16 protein-coding genes are annotated in these 17316 nt (G+C 51.0%); 13 read left to right on the top strand and 3 right to left on the bottom strand.

Annotated features, from left to right (window positions below; translation table 11 throughout):
- Window positions 1-86: 86 nt before the first annotated feature.
- The 6 genes from HOLDEFILI_RS06260 to HOLDEFILI_RS06235 all read left to right on the top strand — a co-directional run bounded on the left by HOLDEFILI_RS06260 (window position 87) and on the right by HOLDEFILI_RS06235 (window position 7245).
- Complete coding sequence (locus HOLDEFILI_RS06260) at window positions 87-1238, top strand: iron-containing alcohol dehydrogenase (protein WP_006058684.1); 1152 nt, start codon at window positions 87-89, stop codon at window positions 1236-1238.
- 98 nt (window positions 1239-1336) lie between these two features.
- Window positions 1337-2296 carry an aldo/keto reductase gene (locus HOLDEFILI_RS06255; protein ID WP_006058683.1) on the top strand — a complete coding sequence of 320 codons (960 nt, stop codon included), beginning with the start codon at window positions 1337-1339 and terminating at the stop codon, window positions 2294-2296.
- Window positions 2297-2720: 424 nt separating this feature from the next.
- Window positions 2721-3068 carry a hypothetical protein gene (locus tag HOLDEFILI_RS06250; protein ID WP_006058682.1) on the top strand — a complete coding sequence of 116 codons (348 nt, stop codon included), beginning with the start codon at window positions 2721-2723 and terminating at the stop codon, window positions 3066-3068.
- A gap of 289 nt (window positions 3069-3357) precedes the next feature.
- Window positions 3358-5148: a flavocytochrome c gene (locus HOLDEFILI_RS06245; RefSeq protein ID WP_039864194.1), complete on the top strand. Its 1791-nt coding sequence runs from the start codon at window positions 3358-3360 to the stop codon at window positions 5146-5148.
- A gap of 198 nt (window positions 5149-5346) precedes the next feature.
- Window positions 5347-6807 carry an FAD-binding protein gene (locus tag HOLDEFILI_RS06240; protein ID WP_006058679.1) on the top strand — a complete coding sequence of 487 codons (1461 nt, stop codon included), beginning with the start codon at window positions 5347-5349 and terminating at the stop codon, window positions 6805-6807.
- A 69-nt stretch (window positions 6808-6876) separates the two neighbouring features.
- Window positions 6877-7245, top strand: a complete 369-nt coding sequence (locus HOLDEFILI_RS06235; RefSeq protein ID WP_039864193.1) for a VOC family protein — start codon at window positions 6877-6879, stop codon at window positions 7243-7245.
- A gap of 162 nt (window positions 7246-7407) precedes the next feature.
- On the opposite strand, the gene HOLDEFILI_RS06230 is transcribed toward HOLDEFILI_RS06235, so the two are convergent.
- On the bottom strand, window positions 7408-7731 hold the full coding sequence (locus tag HOLDEFILI_RS06230; protein WP_006058677.1) for a hypothetical protein: 324 nt from the start codon (window positions 7729-7731) through the stop codon (window positions 7408-7410).
- Window positions 7732-8007: 276 nt separating this feature from the next.
- Here HOLDEFILI_RS06230 and HOLDEFILI_RS06225 point away from each other — a divergent pair, with 276 nt between their 5' ends.
- The 6 genes from HOLDEFILI_RS06225 to dcd all read left to right on the top strand — a co-directional run bounded on the left by HOLDEFILI_RS06225 (window position 8008) and on the right by dcd (window position 14076).
- Window positions 8008-9441 (top strand): tagaturonate reductase, encoded by a 1434-nt coding sequence (locus HOLDEFILI_RS06225; RefSeq protein WP_039864191.1) that lies wholly within the window; start codon window positions 8008-8010, stop codon window positions 9439-9441.
- Window positions 9438-10913 (top strand): UxaA family hydrolase, encoded by a 1476-nt coding sequence (locus HOLDEFILI_RS06220; protein ID WP_006058675.1) that lies wholly within the window; start codon window positions 9438-9440, stop codon window positions 10911-10913. Before HOLDEFILI_RS06225 ends, HOLDEFILI_RS06220 begins: the two co-directional genes overlap by 4 nt.
- Window positions 10914-11528 (top strand): hypothetical protein, encoded by a 615-nt coding sequence (locus tag HOLDEFILI_RS18265; protein ID WP_006058674.1) that lies wholly within the window; start codon window positions 10914-10916, stop codon window positions 11526-11528.
- 169 nt (window positions 11529-11697) lie between these two features.
- Complete coding sequence (locus tag HOLDEFILI_RS06210) at window positions 11698-11877, top strand: hypothetical protein (protein WP_039864190.1); 180 nt, start codon at window positions 11698-11700, stop codon at window positions 11875-11877.
- Window positions 11878-12012: 135 nt separating this feature from the next.
- On the top strand, window positions 12013-13362 hold the full coding sequence (locus tag HOLDEFILI_RS06205; protein WP_039864189.1) for a hemolysin family protein: 1350 nt from the start codon (window positions 12013-12015) through the stop codon (window positions 13360-13362).
- Between the two features lie 174 nt (window positions 13363-13536).
- Window positions 13537-14076 (top strand): dCTP deaminase, encoded by a 540-nt coding sequence (dcd, locus tag HOLDEFILI_RS06200; RefSeq protein WP_006058671.1) that lies wholly within the window; start codon window positions 13537-13539, stop codon window positions 14074-14076.
- 96 nt (window positions 14077-14172) lie between these two features.
- Here dcd and HOLDEFILI_RS06195 read toward each other — a convergent pair whose 3' ends face one another.
- Both HOLDEFILI_RS06195 and HOLDEFILI_RS06190 read right to left on the bottom strand, forming a co-directional pair.
- On the bottom strand, window positions 14173-15531 hold the full coding sequence (locus HOLDEFILI_RS06195; protein WP_006058670.1) for a four-carbon acid sugar kinase family protein: 1359 nt from the start codon (window positions 15529-15531) through the stop codon (window positions 14173-14175).
- Entirely contained in the window at window positions 15528-16190 is a 663-nt protein-coding gene (locus tag HOLDEFILI_RS06190) for an aspartate/glutamate racemase family protein (RefSeq protein WP_006058669.1), read from the bottom strand. The genes HOLDEFILI_RS06195 and HOLDEFILI_RS06190 overlap by 4 nt, the downstream gene beginning before the upstream one ends.
- Window positions 16191-16549: 359 nt before the next feature.
- Between HOLDEFILI_RS06190 and HOLDEFILI_RS06185 the strand changes: the two genes are divergently transcribed.
- Window positions 16550-17236, top strand: a complete 687-nt coding sequence (locus tag HOLDEFILI_RS06185; protein WP_039864186.1) for a TM2 domain-containing protein — start codon at window positions 16550-16552, stop codon at window positions 17234-17236.
- Window positions 17237-17316: the final 80 nt, after the last annotated feature.

Here is a 17316-nt window from a genome sequence, read left to right as displayed (position 1 = left end):
AACGACGATGAACCAGTTTCTGGGCGGCTATGACGATTTAGTCAGACTCATCCGCAGCTACATGATCAAATAAGGAGGAAACAACCATGGCTAATCCCTTTTTAACACCCGCAAAGATCATCAGCGGCACCGACGCGCTGGAAGACGCCGGGCCCGCTCTGGCCGCGTTAGGCAAGAAAGCGCTGATCGTCACCGATTCAATGATGATCAAGCTAGGCAACCTGGATAAAGTATTGAAGGTACTGAACCAGCACCACATCGCGTATTCCATTGACGCTGAAATCAACAGCGAGCCGTGCAATACGATGATCGTTCATGGTTTGAAACAGTATCAGGCGGAACACTGCGATTTCTTGATCGCTCTGGGCGGAGGTTCGCCGATCGATTCGATGAAGGCGATCGCGATGATGAGCGCCGACCCGGACCGGCCGTTAAATTCCTACATGGGCCAGCCGGTGGAAACACCGCTGCCGAAGAAGGTCGCGATCCCAACGACTGCCGGCACGGGTTCGGAAGCAACCCAGTTCACGATCATCACCGACACGGAAAACGACGTGAAAATGCTTTTAAAAGGCGGCAGTCTGATTCCGGATCTGGCGATCATCGATCCGCAGTTCACCATGACCGCGCCGAAAGGCGTCACCAGCGCGACCGGCATCGACGCCTTGTGCCATGCGATCGAAGCTTACACCTCGCGTTTAGCCCAGCCGCTTTCCGATACCTTCGCGCTCAGTGCCGTCAAACGGATCTTCAACAACCTGACGGAAGCCTATGAGCACGGCGACAACGAGGAAGCGCGGATCCAGATGTCGCTGGCAGCGCTGGAAGCCGGGATCGCCTTCAACAATTCCTCGGTGACAATCGTCCATGGCATGAGCCGCCCGATCGGCGCGCTGTTCCACATCGCGCATGGCTTAAGCAACGCCGTGCTGCTGGAAGTGTGCATGAACTACGTCAAGGACGGCGCGCTTGACCGGTTCGCGGATCTGGCGCGGTATTGCGGCATGACCCAGAACGAGGATGACGCACTGGCGGCCGATCTGTTTCTTGAAAACCTGTCCGCCCTGTTAGCCCGGCTGAACGTTCCAAGCCTGGCCCAGTTGAATGTCGACCGCAATCAGTTCTTCAATTCGCTGGAAAAAATGGCTCACGACGCTGCCGTTTCCGGATCGCCGGCCAACACCCGCAAAGTTATAACGGAAGAAGCGCTGATCGCGCTGTACAAGCAGCTTTGGTAACTCTCTCGTGACTATCCAGACCCGGATTTACTCCCTTTTCCGGGTCTTCTGTTACTATTCCTTATACACTTTACTGATCATGAAAGGATGATAAAACGATGCGCATGACTCATTTTAAAAACGCCAACGTCGACGTCAGTCAGCTGGCCGTCGGCACCTGGGGGCTGGACAGCCTGCGCTGGAACGGCGCGATGAGCGAAGAGGAAGCGATTGCGGCAATCCGCGCAATGATCCAGGGCGGCGTCAACCTGATCGACACAGCGCCTAACTATGGCAATCACAGCTCGGAACAGATTGTCGGCAAAGCGATCCAGGGTCTGAACCGGTCTGAGATTTACATTTCCACGAAGTTCGGCACGCACAACGATTTATTCACCGGCGGCGTGTTCCGCGACGCCCGCTTCGGCACCGTCATGGAGGAAATGGCCAGCTCGCTGCGCAATCTCCAAACGGATTATGTCGATTTCTACTTCCTGCATTGGCCGGATACGCACACACCGATTGCGGAAACGATGTGCGCCCTGAACTTCTTAAAGCAGCAGGGCAAAATCCGCTATATCGGCTTATCCAACTGCGATCAGACGTTATTGGAGGAAGCGATGAAATACGGCCAAGTCGACGTCATCCAGCCGCCCTTCTCGATGATCGACCAGCGGTCTAAGGCATTAATGCAATGGTGCGCTGAGCACGGCGTCGACACGATGACCTACGGTTCCTTAAGCGGCGGAATTTTGACAGGCCGGTTCCGCGAGGTTCCCGACTGGCCGGCCAACGATGTCCGGCTGTCCTTCTATAAAGGCTTTAGACCGGAATTTTTCCCACGCGTCATGGAGCTGATGGCCACCCTGGATGAGATCGCTCAGACACATCAGGTTCCAGTCAGCCAGGTCGCGATCAACTGGTCGACGCAGAAGGATTTCGTTTCGACGGCTTTAGTCGGCGTGCGCAGCGTCCGTCATGTCGCGGAAAATCTGAATACCTTCACCTGGCAGCTCAGCGCAGCGGAAATGCAGAAAATCGATGCGGAAATCACGCGGCTGGGTCTGGATCAGCTCTGATTTCTCCCCTTTTACCAAGTTTCTTCTCCCTTCCTCATAACATGCGAAACTGAAACACCCCTGCCCAAAGCGCCGCGATCTTCATCCGGCGTTTTTATCCAAACTCAAAAGAGTTGTATAATTATCATTTCTGAGTTATACTGATTATGGAAAGCCGGGACACTCTTTCTTTTCAGAAAAACGGTTTAACGTCGACTGAAAGTTCCTATCGCTCGAGATTCTTCCAATTCTCTGCCCTTAGACAGAAGATTCTGTCCCGCGTCTTTCCACACCTTGAATAGACGACCCTTCCGCGAAATAAGCGCTCTGGAAAAGTGAACTATACTTCTTCAAATTTGACAAGCTGGATTCAGCGTCATAAACTAAAAGAAACCTGCGCGAACCTTCATCCCGCAAAATTAAAGGCTAAAGGAAAGGGGCAGTTATGATCAAAGCTGAATTTGGCATGATTGATGAAATAGATCCCAAAAAAGATTATAGTGCTTATGAACCGCAGAATTATCATTGCATTGCGATTGACGATGATCTCTATCTCAATGCCTGGTGGCCTAAGCTTCTGTTGATGCAAACCTATTTTCATTCTCTCGATCATCCTTCCCAGGCTTTAGCCCGGCACGGCGTCACACTGATCCCACCGCGGTCGCTTCCTGCATTCCAGGAAATCGTGCTCAGTGACCGGCGGATAAATCAGGATGATCAACTGGTTGATCTGGCGCTTAAAATCCAGGCTGCGATCGACAACCAAAAGTTTATGATCCACTATGGCGTATAAAGACCAAAAACGTTCGTTTTGCGATTGTCAGGCTTCGCAGACGGACGTTTTTTTACTTTTAAAGGTATTGATATTGATCTGATACGCTCGGGAAACAGCCAGGGAACGACCGGATTTGAGATTGCCAAGTATGAGAACAGTCGCATTTTTTGATTTACTGAATCCCAGAATTTCATTCAAATTATCCGTTTTTGTGCACAAATGGACAATATTACAAAAAATGCAGAAGATAATCCATTCAAACCCTTCGGCCGGTTCTATAAAATAAGAACCAGGAGGAAGGAAAATTATGAAGAAAATCGTTAAACTGATGCTTTCCGTCATGATGATCGCTTCGATGGCTGCGTGCAGCTCAACACCGAAGAACGATCAAGGCGGCGAAGGCAAATTCAAAGCAGGAACTTACACAGGGACGGCCCAGGGAAATAACGGCGACGTGACAGTCGAAGTCACCTTGAGCGCTGACAAAATTGAAAAGGTCGAGGTCACGGAACACAAGGAATCCGCCGGTATCTCCGATGCGGCGATCGCCGACATCCCGGCGTCGATCGTTGAATCCCAGTCGCTGAATGTCGACACGGTATCCGGTGCAACGCACACATCCGACGCGATTCTGGACGCTGTCAAAGCGGCGCTGACAGAAGCGGGCGCCGACGTTGAAGCGCTGATGAGCGGGGAAGGTGCTGCGAAAACCACCGTTACTTTAGAAGATAAGACCTATGACGTCGTTGTCTTAGGCGCCGGCGGAGCGGGCTTGTCCGCAGCGATCGAAGCCCAGGCAGCGGGCGCAAATGTCGTTGTCATTGAAAAAATGCCGTATGTCGGCGGCAACACAATTCTGTCCTATGCCGAACTGGCCTGCCCGAACAACTGGCTGCAGGAAGAACAGGGCATTGAAGACAGCCCGGAACTGATGGCGAAGGAAATGTGGGAAGGCGGCGGAAAGGTCGCGAAGAAAGAAATGGTCGATATCGTTGCGAACAACGCGACGGCGGCCGCGGAATGGCTGCGCGATGAAATCGGCGTCAAATATCAGGATTACCTCGTCTGGGAAGGCGGCCACAGCGTAGCGCGTGCCGTTGAACCGATTGATTTAGGTCCAGGCATGATCAATCCGTTAAAGGAATACGCTGAAGGTCACGGCGTAGAAATCATGCTGAACACGAAAGCAGAAGAACTGATTCAGGATGAAACCGGCAAGGTTGTCGGTGTTAAGGTCTCCCAAGGTGATCAGACGGCGACGATCTCCGCGAACCGCAGCGTCGTTCTGGCTACCGGCGGCTTCGGCGCAAACGTCGAAATGCGCGAACACTACAACACACGTTGGGAAACACTGGACGAATCGGTTAAAACGACGAACTCCCCGGCCATTGTCGGCGACGGCATCGTCATGGCTGAAAAGATCGGCGCTAATCTGATCAATATGGAACACATCCAGCTCTATCCGTTCAACAATCCGATCACCGGCGTCTTCTACGGCATTGAAGCGCCAAGCTGGTCGGGCGAAGGTCTGATTTATGTCAACAAAGACGGCAAGCGTTTCGTCAACGAAGTCGCGATGCGCGATGTCCGCGCCGAAGGCATTCTGGCTCAGGGCGGCTTAGTCTACGCGATCTACAACCAGGAAGTCGCTGACCGGCTGAATCTGGAAGAAAAGTTCGCCGACGAATATGCCCGCTGCCTGGAAGACGGCGTCTTCTTCAAAGCTGATACGCTGGAAGAAGTAGCGGAACACTACGGCATCAATGCTGAAAACCTTGTGGAAACGATGGATAAGTACAACGAAGGCATCGAAAACAACACCGATGAATTCGGCCGTACCACAAGCATGGTTACGATGAAGGAAGGCCCTTGGTTCATTCTGGAAGGCGTCGTTTCTGTCCACCACACGATGGGCGGCGTTGAAATCAACGAAAACGCTGAAGTTCTGGATACCAAAGGCAACGTTATGCCAGGTCTGTTCGCCGCGGGTGAAGTCACCGGCAGCGTTCATGGCAACAACCGCGTCGGCACCTGCGCGATCGCCGATATCACCGTCTTCGGACGGATTGCCGGCCGCAACGCAGCCGCTGCAAAATAAATTAAGCTTTCCCTCCAAAGAATCCCAGTCTGACGGCTGGGGTTCTTTTTTACTCGTCCTTGAATACCGGCGAAATCTAATGCCTTGTTTGATGAATCCTCAATTTCGTTCAGTCTTGACAAGCCGAAGTCATTCAGTCGAAAAAGGTTTACAAACGTAGACTCTGGTAGTAAACTGAAATCACAGAGGTGATCTTCCATGCGTTTTTCTTTCACAAAACACGGTTTTCGCTGCGCCCTGCTTTGTTTCGTCCTGCTCTTTACGGGCTGTCAGCCGACTTCCCTTCCCTGCGATTCAGAATTGAATTCACAGTATGATTGGGAAAACGACCTGGTCATTATCGGCGATGCGATTCCCAGCCTGATCGCCGCGATTGAAGCGCATGATCAGGGGGTTGAGGATATCCTTGTCATCGTATCTTCGCTCAAGCCGGACTACCCTTCATTTCACAGCGCCGATCTGCCCCATTCCGTCGAAATTTTGACGGAGGAAACCGATCGCTATGCGGCGTTAGGCGCCGCAGCTCAGCGGGCTGACCAAAGTCAGCGGCGCTGGACGCTAACCGAAATTAAACAATTTTATGATGATTATTTTTCAGAACTCACGCTGAGGGACGATTCTTCTCTTTTCCGAACGACCGTTGAACATTCGGGAGCGGACGTCGACTGGCTGATCGAACGCTGCGGCGTACCGTTTGCCGAACCGGTACCGGGTTTACTGCCGGATTATAAATTAATGATGACCCCGGATGATGGACAGACTGAAGGACACCCTGTCGTTCTATCCGCCTTGGCCCAGATCGCTGCCGATCTGGGGATCGCCTTCATGGAAAATTCACGCCTGACTCAGATTCTACTGAACGAAGCCCAAGATGGTGTGGAAGGCGTCAAAGTTGTGCAATCCTTCAACGATGAAGAAACAGGCCAACCTCTGAATTATTCGCCTAAAATTAAAACAAACGCGTTAATCGTCGCGGATCAGTTTCTTTCGCAAGACGTTTTCCTTTACGGACATTTAATCTCCGATTTCACACCTCTTCAATTAGAGGATTGGGAATCGGCGGCTTCGCCGCAGGAAGACTACGATTACTTTACCCTGCCCAATATCATTTTTCTAAATTCTGACGGCCGCCGGTTCTTTAATGAAAAGGATCCGAAGATGAACTATCAGGATCAGCTGATTTGGATTGCCAAACAGGAACCGGTCTATGGAATCAGCGATCTCGATCACGTTCAAGCGGCCGGAATTTCACCGCAAACCTTTTATTTCGAAGTGGATGGGCTTAATCTCCTCGCTAACATGATCAATCCGGAATACCCCGGAATTGTAAAAAAAACGATCACGGATTACAATCAGTACGCCCGGACCGGCCTTGATTTAGAATTTGAGCGTGAGGGAACGACAATGAGCGAGCTGATACCGCCTTATGTTATCGTGGAATTTCATACTTCTCCGTCCCGCCTGACTCTCAACAAATCACTTTTGCCGGTATCCTCTAAAGGGGAAGTTCTGAGCTACGCCTCAGACACTAATAAATTCGACGGTCTGTACTCTGTTTATGGAGAAGATACGAAATGTCCGGGATGGGAATTGACATCCGGGCTGGTCTGGGCGCGAATCACCGCTCAAAGTGCTGCCGCTCAGCTGCTGAAAAAATAATTGGCAGGCTTGCTTAAATTGAAGAAACCGTTTACAATGAAACCAAAAATAAGAAAGAGAGGTCATTTTATGTCTAATGAAATTCGTCTGGCCGATCTGGTCGTCGACTGTCCTGACGCTAAAAAGTTGAGTCAGTTCTACCATGAACTGCTGGACTGGAAAACTACGGAACTGTTCGGCAATCCCGCGGTTGTCAGCGAAAACGGCGTGATGCTGGTCTTCGTGCAGGAAGACGATTATGTCCCGCCGGTCTGGCCGGAGGTTGAAGGCCGGCAACAGAAACAAGTCCACTTTGATTTTCTCGTTTCCGACCTGAATACAATGATCACAAAAGCGGAAGCCTTGGGCGCGCGGAAAGCCGACACGCAGTTTGGCGGTTCTCAGTTTGTAACGCTGTTTGATCCTGCAGGGCATCCGTTCTGCCTTGTTCAGGCTTAAACTTTCCTATGTTAAAAAGATATCTCAGAAATACGGGATATCTTTTTTCTTCATCGTAAACGCTAAACACTTCATAGAATTGTCCGTATGATTAACCCTTCCATGAAAGCTTCTGTCCTGAGTTATTTTCAAATCCGTTTTTTCCAGGCCTTAAATCATGAACTACATTTCAATATAAGTCGTAAAGTATTGTTCCTGAAATTTGACTTGCTCCGCGATTTCTTCTCTAGATAAGGTTTGTTCCCTGGGAATCACAACCCATTTTTCTTCCACGTCCTCTTTTCGGTGAATGATCGCGATGACTTTTCCCGTAAACTCATTCACAGGTTCATTGATGCCTAAAATATAGGCGTCCTGGTCTTCTCCGTCGGGCGCGGAAATTCCACGGATATAACCATAATTTACCGGATAAACCAGTTCCGGAAAATGGGGATGGCGCGTTCCCATCTTTCGATCGACTGTGACCGTGACAATTTGTCCAAGCATTTCTTTTCTCCTGTTCTGATTTCCTTATTCTTACATTAATGACTTCATTATAAAGCATAAAAAGGGTCTTATCCTCTTTTTTTGACTATTCCGCAGCGGTCGGTACGATTCTGTTCGATTATGCTCGAGAATCCATCAAAATGAAAACAGAAAGAAAGCAAAAGAAGCTTCATTAAAATGAAAACTTAAAAAATTACCGGAATAAACTGCCTGCTTGCCTGCCGTGGACGATCGCCAAACATGGTAAAATGTAGAAAAAGAATGGAGTAATCAATGATGGAATCCTTAAATCGTCAAAATCATCCCCGGCCGCAGCGGCCGGTGCGCATTCTTCAGTTCGGCGAAGGAAACTTCCTGCGGGCCTTTGTCGATGATTTCATTTCCCAGTTAAACGAGAAAACTGATTTCAACGGCAGCGTTTGCGTCGTTCAGCCAAGACCGCATGGGCGAGTCAAAAGTTTAATGGAACAGGACGGGTTATACACGCTGCTTTTAGAAGGAAAAAAGGAAGGCCGGGCCACGCGGGAAATGCGAATCATCGACGTGATCGAACAGGGCATCGATCCCTACACCGATTACCCAGCGCTTTTACAGCGCGCAGCGGATCCGCAATGCCGCGTAATCATCTCGAATACCACCGAAGCGGGAATCACCTATACGGACGAACTCGTGACCCTGGACGTCTGTCCGCAAAGCTTCCCCGGAAAGGTTCTGGCCGTATTAAAACATCGCTTCCAGACGTTCAACGGCACACTGGAAAGCGGTATGGATCTCGTCTGCTGCGAGCTGATTGAACGCAACGGCGACACCTTGAAAGAAATCGTCTGCCGCAAAGCCCGCGAACAAGGCGAACCGCAGGCTTTCCTGGACTGGATCGAGAACGCCAACCGGTTCTACAATACGCTGGTCGACCGCATTGTGCCGGGCTATCCGAAAGCTCAGGCAGCCGCACTGGAAGACCAGCTTGGCTATCACGATGCCTATCTGGTGAAAGGCGAAATCTATCACAGCTGGGTGATTCAGGGCGATCCCGTGCTGCACTCCGTGCTGCCGCTGGATCAGTTAAATCAAAACATCATCTTTACCGACGATCTGGCGCCTTACCGCGACCGCAAAGTCGCGATCCTCAACGGCGCGCATACCGCGATGGTTCCCTTAGGTTTGCTTGGGGGACTGGAAACCGTGAAGGAAACCGTCGAGGATCCGCAGATTCGCCGCTTTCTCGAAGCCTTTTTAAAGGAAGAAGTCTGGCCTTCGCTCAATTTCAGTGAAAGCGAGTTAGTGGCCTTTACTCACGATGTCTTTGAACGCTTTGAAAACCCGGATATCCGCCACGAGCTCATGAGCATTTCGCTCAACTCGATCGCCAAGTTTAATACCCGCGATCTGCCGGCGATGCGGCATTATTACGATACCCATAAAGCGCTGGCTCCCCATGCCTGTTTCTCGCTTGCCGCGCTGATCGTCCTTCTGGGCCAGCGGAAATCAGACGGCACGCCGTTGATCAGCGAAAGTCCGGAAGTTTTGGCCTGTTGGCAGGATTGGGATGAAAATCAGCCGCAGGCGACGGTTGACGCGCTGATCCAGCTGCCTCTTTGGGAAGGCCAGCTGGCATCAATGGATAACATCGCGGAACGCCTGGTTCAAATTATCCATTCAATCGCAACGCTCGGTCTTCGCGATGCGTTAAAAAAGGAGGAAAACGCATGAAAAAAACGCTGCACATCCAGCCGAACGACAATGTGATCGTCGCGCTGGAACCGTTATCCGCCGGAGAAATCATCAACGGAATCACCTTGCTGGACGACATCCCATCCGGTCATAAATTCGCCTGTGCAATGATTCCAGACGGTCAGCCGGTCATCAAATACGGCCAGCCGATCGGTCAGGCCGCCGGTGACATTGAAGCCGGACACTGGGTCCACAGCCACAACCTGAAAACCCGGCTGTCCGGAACGCTTGATTACCAATATGATCCGGTCTGTGACCCGATTGTCAAACGTCCCCAGGGGCGTTCCGTCATGGCCTACCGCCGCGCCAACGGCAAAGTCGGAATCCGCAACGAGCTGTGGGTGATCGTGACGGTCGGCTGCATCGGCGATACCGCCCGCAACATCGTCAACGCCTTCCGCCAGCGCCATCCGTTAGATGATATCGATGGGATCTTCACGTTTAATCATCCGTTCGGCTGTTCACAGATGGGACAGGATCATCGCAACACTGTCAAAATTTTACAGGACATTGTCACCCATCCCAATGCCGGGGGCGTACTCGTGCTTGGTTTAGGCTGTGAAAACAATCAGCTGAAACCGTTTTACGACACGCTGGAACAGATCGATCCGGAGCGCATCCGCTGTCTGAACTGCCAGGACGTTGAGAATGAGGTTCACAGCGCCGTGGAGCTGCTCGAGCAGATTTATCAGGTCATGCGCCATGATCAGCGCGAAGCCTGCGATCTCAGCGAATTCTCCTTCGGTTTGAAATGCGGCGGTTCCGACGGCTATTCCGGAATCACTGCCAATCCGCTGCTGGGGCGGTTCTCCGATCTTCTGTCCAGCTACGGCGCGAATATCGTGCTCAGCGAAGTCCCGGAAATGTTCGGGGCGGAACAGCTGTTGATGAATCGGGCCGCTGACCGGAAAACGTTTGATAAACTCGTCGCGATGATCAACCGCTTCAAGGACTATTTCCTGTCCAATCATCAGGTTGTTTATGAAAATCCATCCCCGGGCAACAAAGCCGGCGGCATCACAACGCTGGAAGAAAAGAGTCTGGGCTGCATCCAGAAAGCCGGAACCGCGCTGATCAACGACGTGCTCGACTATGGTGAGCCGATTCAGAAAAAAGGCGTCAGCCTCGTTTACGGCCCGGGCAACGACCTCGTGTCCACCACCGCGCTGGGGGCCTGCGGCTGCCAGATCGTACTGTTCACGACCGGCCGGGGTACACCGTTCGGCGGGTTTATTCCAACCTACAAAGTAGCCACCAATTCAGAGCTGGCAATGAAAAAACCACATTGGATCGATTTCAATGCCGGTCTTCTGACGGAAGGCGTACCGCTCGACGAAGCGGCCGACCAGCTGGTCGAAGATCTGATCGCTGTGCTGGAAGGAAAGAAAACACGCAATGAAATCAGCGACCTGCGCAGCATCGCAATCTTCAAACAGGGGGTTATCTGTTAAATGGACATCATTCTTTACGGCCTGGTTACCGTTCTGTTGGCAATGGCCGTGTTTCAGGCGTTCCGCCTGCACAAACATTATACCGGCACGCTGTATCCGGCGCTGTTCGCCAATTATCTTGAATACTTCTGGCGCTATCAATTCCGCCAGAATCTCTCCGTAAGCAGCTGGCTGAAACAGGAGCTGGGCTTTCACCGGCTGTTATACAACTCCGTTGTGGATCAGGACGGACATGTCGCTCAGACCTACGTCACCCTGTTGTGTACGCGCGGCGTCTTCGTTATCCGCGATTTGCGCAGTGAGGGACAGCTCAGCGGCAAGCCGAACGACAAGCACTGGATCCTCCGCCGGCCGCAGGCGGAAGCGGCGAAGAACTTCCGAATCCCCAATCCGGCGGCGGGTCTGCGCCAGCATTGCCAGTATCAGCGGCAGGCGTTAGGCGGTCTGGACTGCACCGGTCTGTGCGCGCTTCCTGACACCTCGGATCTGACACAGGCCAAAAGCGAGTTTGCGCTGCTGCACTACAAGGAGGTCATCCCCTGGATTCAGAACCAGCCAGAATGTCTGAGTGAGCAACAGATTTTAACCGCTTTTGAAAAAGTATCGAAGAAATAAAAAATCAGACGCTTACGGGTTTCTATTCCAGGCAAAACCCAGACCGGTGTTGTTCGGGGAGTTAAGCCTGTGCGCCTTCCTGTATTCCCTGGTCAGCTTCTGTCCCGGGCTTCATTGCGCCGGCGGCTTCGCTGACAATCACCCCGAGTTTAAAAGGAGAAATTTAACGATGGCATTTATTTTATTAGGCGTCGGACTGGCGCTGGTGATCGCATCCAAAATTTTTTACAACCAGCGCTGCGCCGCCGGCCAGGGGATTCCCTATAATCAAAAAGAAAAGCTGATGCTTTACGGCGGCTATGTCTTGTTGGGGATCGCTTTTACGTTGGCTGTGTTCAATTTAGCTTAAGCTATCCGGACGTTCCTGCTTCCTCAGGCAGGCGTCCGGTTTCTTTTTATAATGAAATTTAGACAAACCCGCCCCGCTGTATTTGCGCTTCTTCCGCAGTTCTGATATACTGATCCTCAGTTTAGGAGGATGATTATGGCATCAGATCCCGGCGGTAACGCCATCGCCATGCAGCTGTTGCTGCTGGTACTTCTTACGTTAGTCAACGCTTTCTTCGCAGGAGCGGAAATGGCTATCGTTTCCGTGAACAAAAACAAAATTAAAATGCTGGCTGAGAAAGGCAACAAAAAAGCCCGGCTGATCGAAGGACTGTTCGACGACTCGACTAAATTCCTGTCGACGATCCAGGTCGCGATCACCTTTGCGGGTTTCTTCTCCAGCGCCTCGGCCGCCACCGGTATTTCGCAGGTGCTGGGCGGATGGATGGCGCAGTACGGCATCCCGTACAGCTCCACGATTGCGGTCGTGCTGGTTACGATTATTCTGTCCTACTGCACGTTAGTCTTCGGCGAGCTTGTGCCCAAACGGATCGCGCTGCAAAAGGCGGAGCAGTTCAGTTTGATGTGCGTCCAGCCGATCCTGGTCATTTCGCGCGTACTCTCGCCGTTTATCAAGCTGCTTTCCTTGTCAACCAACGGCTTCTTGCGGTTGTTGGGGATGAAGACGGAGAATCTTGAGGAGGAGGTCAGCGAGGAGGAAATTCGTTCGCTTGTCCACAGCGGCCGCGCCAGCGGCGTGTTTAACGATACGCAGACGGAAATGATTGACTCGGTCTTCACCTTTGATGATAAAACTGCGCGCGACGTCATGGTTCCGCGGCAGGAAGTCGTGATGCTCGATATGGACGAGCCGATTCGTCCGCAGTTAAAAGAACTGCTGAGCACCCGCCTGAGCCGGTTTCCGGTTTATCGGGATACCAGCGACAACATCATCGGCATTTTAAATATAAAAGATTTGATGATCGCAATCTCCGAAGGAGAAACCGATCAGCTGAAGCTGGAATCGCTGCTGCAGAAACCGTATTTTGTTCCTGACAGCAAGCCGACGGCCGAGCTGTTCCGCGAAATGCAGAAAACGCAGAACCGGATGGCGATCCTGATCGATGAATTCGGCGGTTTCAGCGGGATTACAACGACGGAAGATCTCGTCGAGGAAATCGTCGGCGATCTGCACGACGAATATGAACAGGAAGAACCAGAGCTGATTCAGTTAACGTCCAATGAATATCAGATCGACGGATTGATGAATCTGGATGAACTGAACGAAGAACTGGGCTTAAATCTGGAAACTGAGTATTACGATACTGTTTCAGGTTATCTGATCGAGCAGCTCGGACAGATCCCGCAGCCGGACGAGCATCCGGAAGTTCAAATCGGTATGCTGCGCTTCACGGTACAGTCAATGGAAGGCAAGCGGATCGGCAAGATTCATCTGACGATCCAGAATTCCCCGGAGCCGGAAGAAGCTGAATCCCATCCGCAATAAGAAGTTCGCTGGAAAACAGCGGGCTTTTTTATTATTCTCAATTCTTTTTTTGTTGAAAGCCTAAAACAAACTCCTTCAAAAAAATTGAGGAACTGGACTATTCCCTGTGCTATGATAAAGGCAGTCTGAAAATCAGGATTCAGATCCGACATCGTAAAGAAAGAGGGTTAACACATGATTCTATCCGATAAAACATTGCAAGCGATGCTGAACGCCGGGACGTTAACGATCACGCCGCTGATTGAAGACCAGATTCAGCCGGCCAGCGTCGATATCCGCCTGGGAAACACCTTCAGCGTTGTGGAGGATTCTCCTTCCGGGATGATCAACATGGAAAACGAAATTCGTTATAAAACGATCACTTCCGAGAGCTATATTCTGCTTCCCAATCAATTCGTCCTGGCAACGACGATGGAATATTTTGATCTGCCGGACGATCTCACCGCCTTTGTCGAAGGCCGCAGTTCGTTAGGCAGAATGGGCCTGTTCATTCAAAATGCCGGCTGGGTGGATCCGGGGTTCAAGGGTGAAATCACGTTAGAACTGTATAACGCCAACCGCTGTGCGATTGAATTAAAAGCAGGCAGACGCATTGGCCAGCTTGTCTTTGCGAAGATGGACGCACCGGCGCTTCATCCCTATAATGGAAAATATCAGGGGCAGAAAGGTGCAACGGGCTCCCGGGTTTTTCTGGATAACGAAAATCAACGCTAAGTCACATAAAAAACGAGAAGCAGGGCACGGATTAAGAATCCTTTCGTCATTAGCTCTCGTTTTTTATTTGAGTAATCATAATGAAAAAGCTGTTGATCAAAGCCCCTTGCCATGACACCCTTCCAGCTCTGAAACAATTTTCGCAAGCGTATCCTCATCCCCGACATTGCCGGGAAAGAGAACAACGGGCAGATCTGGAAAGCGGCTGGCGGAATCACAGCGAACCACACCGATGCCGAGCTCAATCTGGCCTAACACCCATTCCCGCCGAACCCGAAGCCCCCGCGTCAGACAATCGCTGGACGTAATCCCGCCCTTGGTTATCATAAACCGCGGCGAGATCGTCAGCTGTTCAACGATCCGGATAAACTGATCGTTAATCGCCTGCGTCAGCCGCAGCTGATCTTCCGCGCTCCCCTGCGCCAAGTCCACACGTTCCCGCCGTGTCTGCAGCACAACCGTAATCCCGGCTGCCAGCTTTTGATTAACAAGCCTGGCACAGCGCTCACTTTCCTCAGCCAGCGTTCCTTGCAGGATCTGGTGCTGGTCAAAGATAATCGTTTCCAGGCAGGAATTTTGACGAAGCACTTCCAGCTGACGCGTCGTTTTCTGAACATGCGAACCGGCGACGATCAGCCCGCCGTTCTGATTCTTCCGCTGTACGCAAGCCTGCGGATCCATCAGCGGTTTTTCTGACTGATCCGCATAGATTTTGCAGAAAGACGCCGCGGTTCTAAACAGGAATGTCTTTTCTTTCAGTACGGTCTTTAACGGCGGCATCAGTGCCCGCAGATCATCATCTGTTTCCGCATTGATTATGATTTTCTGAAAGTCATGGGCCTGCCGCAGAATTCTGGTGATCGCGGCTTCATCCTGCGACCGCAAAATTTCCAGGGAAATAGACAGACAGGACGCAGCCGGATAGCGGCCTTGGGTCTTTTCCTCGACATACGCCTTCAGATCGCTGGCGTGAAATCCGAATGTTTTATCCCAGGCAAATTCACTTTCGCCAACCGGCAGCCAACGATCTTCCTGCTTCAAATAATGGAGATCATCCCGCGTAATCCGCATTCCCTGCAAATAGGGGCACAGAATCTCCCCGGCAACTTCAATCCCCTGCTCCTGCAGCACTTCGCGAACTGTTTCCGATTCCAGCGGATAATGCCCCCGCAGCGTCGAATCCGAGCGCAGCACAAGCCAGAACGGAACCCCGGTCTGTTTTGACGCCGCCATCAGATTCTGCGTGCATTCCCGCAGCAGACGTCGCGCCGCTTCCGGCTTCAATGCCCGGGTGTTGGTCAGGATGAAAACCATCGTTTCCTCTTCCCGTAAAAGATTTACGCAGGCGCTTTCCTCCCATGACGTATAGACCGCAACGTCGTGAACCATTTGAATCCCGGTTGGATCGTCGTCAAGCACGACGATCTTCGGTTCTCTGCCAGCGGAAAAACTCATGCCTGCTGCGCAAGCATCTGCTTAACGCGTTCCACCGCTCTGCGCGGACTGGTCAAAACTGGCTTGGAAATCCCCTCTAAATAAGGAAGCATCACCGTCATACTGCCCTGGGCCAGCACAATCACATCGCATTCCTGCTCAGCCTTCTTAATTTCTTTCAGCACGAGCTCATTATGTTTTTCCTGATTTTTTTCCTTCATCAGAATATCCAGCGCCCCGGCAACGAGATATTCCTTGATTTCAACCGCTTTCCCCGCCTGTTCCGCTTTTGTGCGGATCAGATTGCAGCTCGGCTTCATCGTGGAACCGACTGTGGCGATCACACCGATCCGGTTTCCCAGCCGTACCGCTTCCTCCGCCATTGGTTCATCAATCTTCAGCAGCGGACAGGTTACCGTCTGTTTCACAAGATCCGCACTTTCACCGACGGACGAGCATTGATTTAAGATCAGATCCACCCCCATCGACTGCGCCGCCTGTCCATACAGGCACATTCTTCCGATGATCCCCGGCGTAATTCCATTGTTGCGCTTAACTTCCTCCAATAAACTATCGTCGATGATGTTGATCATTTCCACCTCCGGCAAAAGCTCGGCAAACAGCGCTTTCAATTCGTTCAAGGAAACCGGACTGGTATGAATAACCGCGACTTTCTGCATAATGTTCTCCTCCTTTATGCTTTGCTTTCATTGTACAGGAAAGCCGGATGCCCGGAGTAAAACAAGTGGTCAGAATAATCCTTGCATTTTTCACTTGTTTTAAACTCTATTTTTGTTTATCGTCAAAACGCATTTCGATCGTCTTCTTTTTTAGGTTATCAGCTTTTCAATTCATTGATTATCATTTCGTTCTTTGACATCCTGGATCTGCTTTTTTCTTACTCTTATAAAATATCTTCGAGTTTCTGCTGAATCGTAATTTTCTTACGAAATTCTTCATAAGTTTTTCCGATAGTTTTTAAATAAATCTGATATACTGTATTTACAAACGCAAATATGCTGCACAGGAGGTTTACTTTATGAATGATCATGAAGAATATGATCCGATACTGATGTTTTTTATCACCTTCTTTTTCGGAGTTTTCGGCGTCCATCATTTCATCCGCAGACACTACGGATTGGGCGTCTTGTATTTCTTTACGTTCGGCGTCATGGGGATCGGCTGGCTGATCGATACGATCCGGGCTTTTGTCGCGATGTTCAAGACCAACAGCGAACCGCAGACCGGAGGACACCGCTGCCGCCAATGCGGCCGCCGTATCGAGCCTAACCGTGATTCCTCCTTATGCCGGCATTGCGAGGAACAGATGGAACAGGACTACCTGCAGATCTCCAAGCATTTCACCCGCGTCATCGATGAAGTTGAAAAAGGGCAGCCGCATTTAGAAGACTATCTGCGCCGCTTCGACATTCTGAACAAAGACGTTGAACAGATGTGGGATTTAGCTCAGGACATCGACGTGGAACCTCCGTTCCACCAAAGTGATCTGCGGAAAGCGATGGATCGCAAATTCGCCGAAGCCGTCAGCACACGGATTTCGATGGCACTGGAAAAATCTCAGATTACGATGGATACGCTCAAACTGAAACAGGAATTAATGGCGTTGACCGAGGAACTGATCGACTGCAAATATCATTTTCCGAAATACGCCGAACTGATTGCGCCGATGATTGAAAAAACAAAAGAAACGTTGAACAAAATCTAAAATTCACACAGAAAAGACGACAAGGAAGTCGTCTTTTTCTCTAGAATTTCGCTAAAACCTTTGACATCTGGAGATGGATC

The sequence above is a fragment of the Holdemania filiformis DSM 12042 genome, assembly GCF_000157995.1.
Classification (GTDB): domain Bacteria; phylum Bacillota_I; class Bacilli_A; order Erysipelotrichales; family Erysipelotrichaceae; genus Holdemania; species Holdemania filiformis.
This window is presented reverse-complemented; position numbering and strand designations above follow the sequence as displayed.

Excerpts from the sequence above, each read along its gene's own strand:
- HOLDEFILI_RS06260 (WP_006058684.1), top strand. The coding sequence starts at position 87 with ATGGCTAATCCCTTTTTAACACCCGCAAAGATCATCAGCGGCACCGAC.
- HOLDEFILI_RS06255 (WP_006058683.1), top strand. The coding sequence starts at position 1,337 with ATGCGCATGACTCATTTTAAAAACGCCAACGTCGACGTCAGTCAGCTG.
- HOLDEFILI_RS06250 (WP_006058682.1), top strand. The coding sequence starts at position 2,721 with ATGATCAAAGCTGAATTTGGCATGATTGATGAAATAGATCCCAAAAAA.
- HOLDEFILI_RS06245 (WP_039864194.1), top strand. The coding sequence starts at position 3,358 with ATGAAGAAAATCGTTAAACTGATGCTTTCCGTCATGATGATCGCTTCG.
- HOLDEFILI_RS06240 (WP_006058679.1), top strand. The coding sequence starts at position 5,347 with ATGCGTTTTTCTTTCACAAAACACGGTTTTCGCTGCGCCCTGCTTTGT.
- HOLDEFILI_RS06235 (WP_039864193.1), top strand. The coding sequence starts at position 6,877 with ATGTCTAATGAAATTCGTCTGGCCGATCTGGTCGTCGACTGTCCTGAC.
- HOLDEFILI_RS06230 (WP_006058677.1), bottom strand. The coding sequence starts at position 7,731 with ATGCTTGGACAAATTGTCACGGTCACAGTCGATCGAAAGATGGGAACG.
- HOLDEFILI_RS06225 (WP_039864191.1), top strand. The coding sequence starts at position 8,008 with ATGGAATCCTTAAATCGTCAAAATCATCCCCGGCCGCAGCGGCCGGTG.
- HOLDEFILI_RS06220 (WP_006058675.1), top strand. The coding sequence starts at position 9,438 with ATGAAAAAAACGCTGCACATCCAGCCGAACGACAATGTGATCGTCGCG.
- HOLDEFILI_RS18265 (WP_006058674.1), top strand. The coding sequence starts at position 10,914 with ATGGACATCATTCTTTACGGCCTGGTTACCGTTCTGTTGGCAATGGCC.
- HOLDEFILI_RS06210 (WP_039864190.1), top strand. The coding sequence starts at position 11,698 with ATGGCATTTATTTTATTAGGCGTCGGACTGGCGCTGGTGATCGCATCC.
- HOLDEFILI_RS06205 (WP_039864189.1), top strand. The coding sequence starts at position 12,013 with ATGGCATCAGATCCCGGCGGTAACGCCATCGCCATGCAGCTGTTGCTG.
- dcd (WP_006058671.1), top strand. The coding sequence starts at position 13,537 with ATGATTCTATCCGATAAAACATTGCAAGCGATGCTGAACGCCGGGACG.
- HOLDEFILI_RS06195 (WP_006058670.1), bottom strand. The coding sequence starts at position 15,531 with ATGAGTTTTTCCGCTGGCAGAGAACCGAAGATCGTCGTGCTTGACGAC.
- HOLDEFILI_RS06190 (WP_006058669.1), bottom strand. The coding sequence starts at position 16,190 with ATGCAGAAAGTCGCGGTTATTCATACCAGTCCGGTTTCCTTGAACGAA.
- HOLDEFILI_RS06185 (WP_039864186.1), top strand. The coding sequence starts at position 16,550 with ATGAATGATCATGAAGAATATGATCCGATACTGATGTTTTTTATCACC.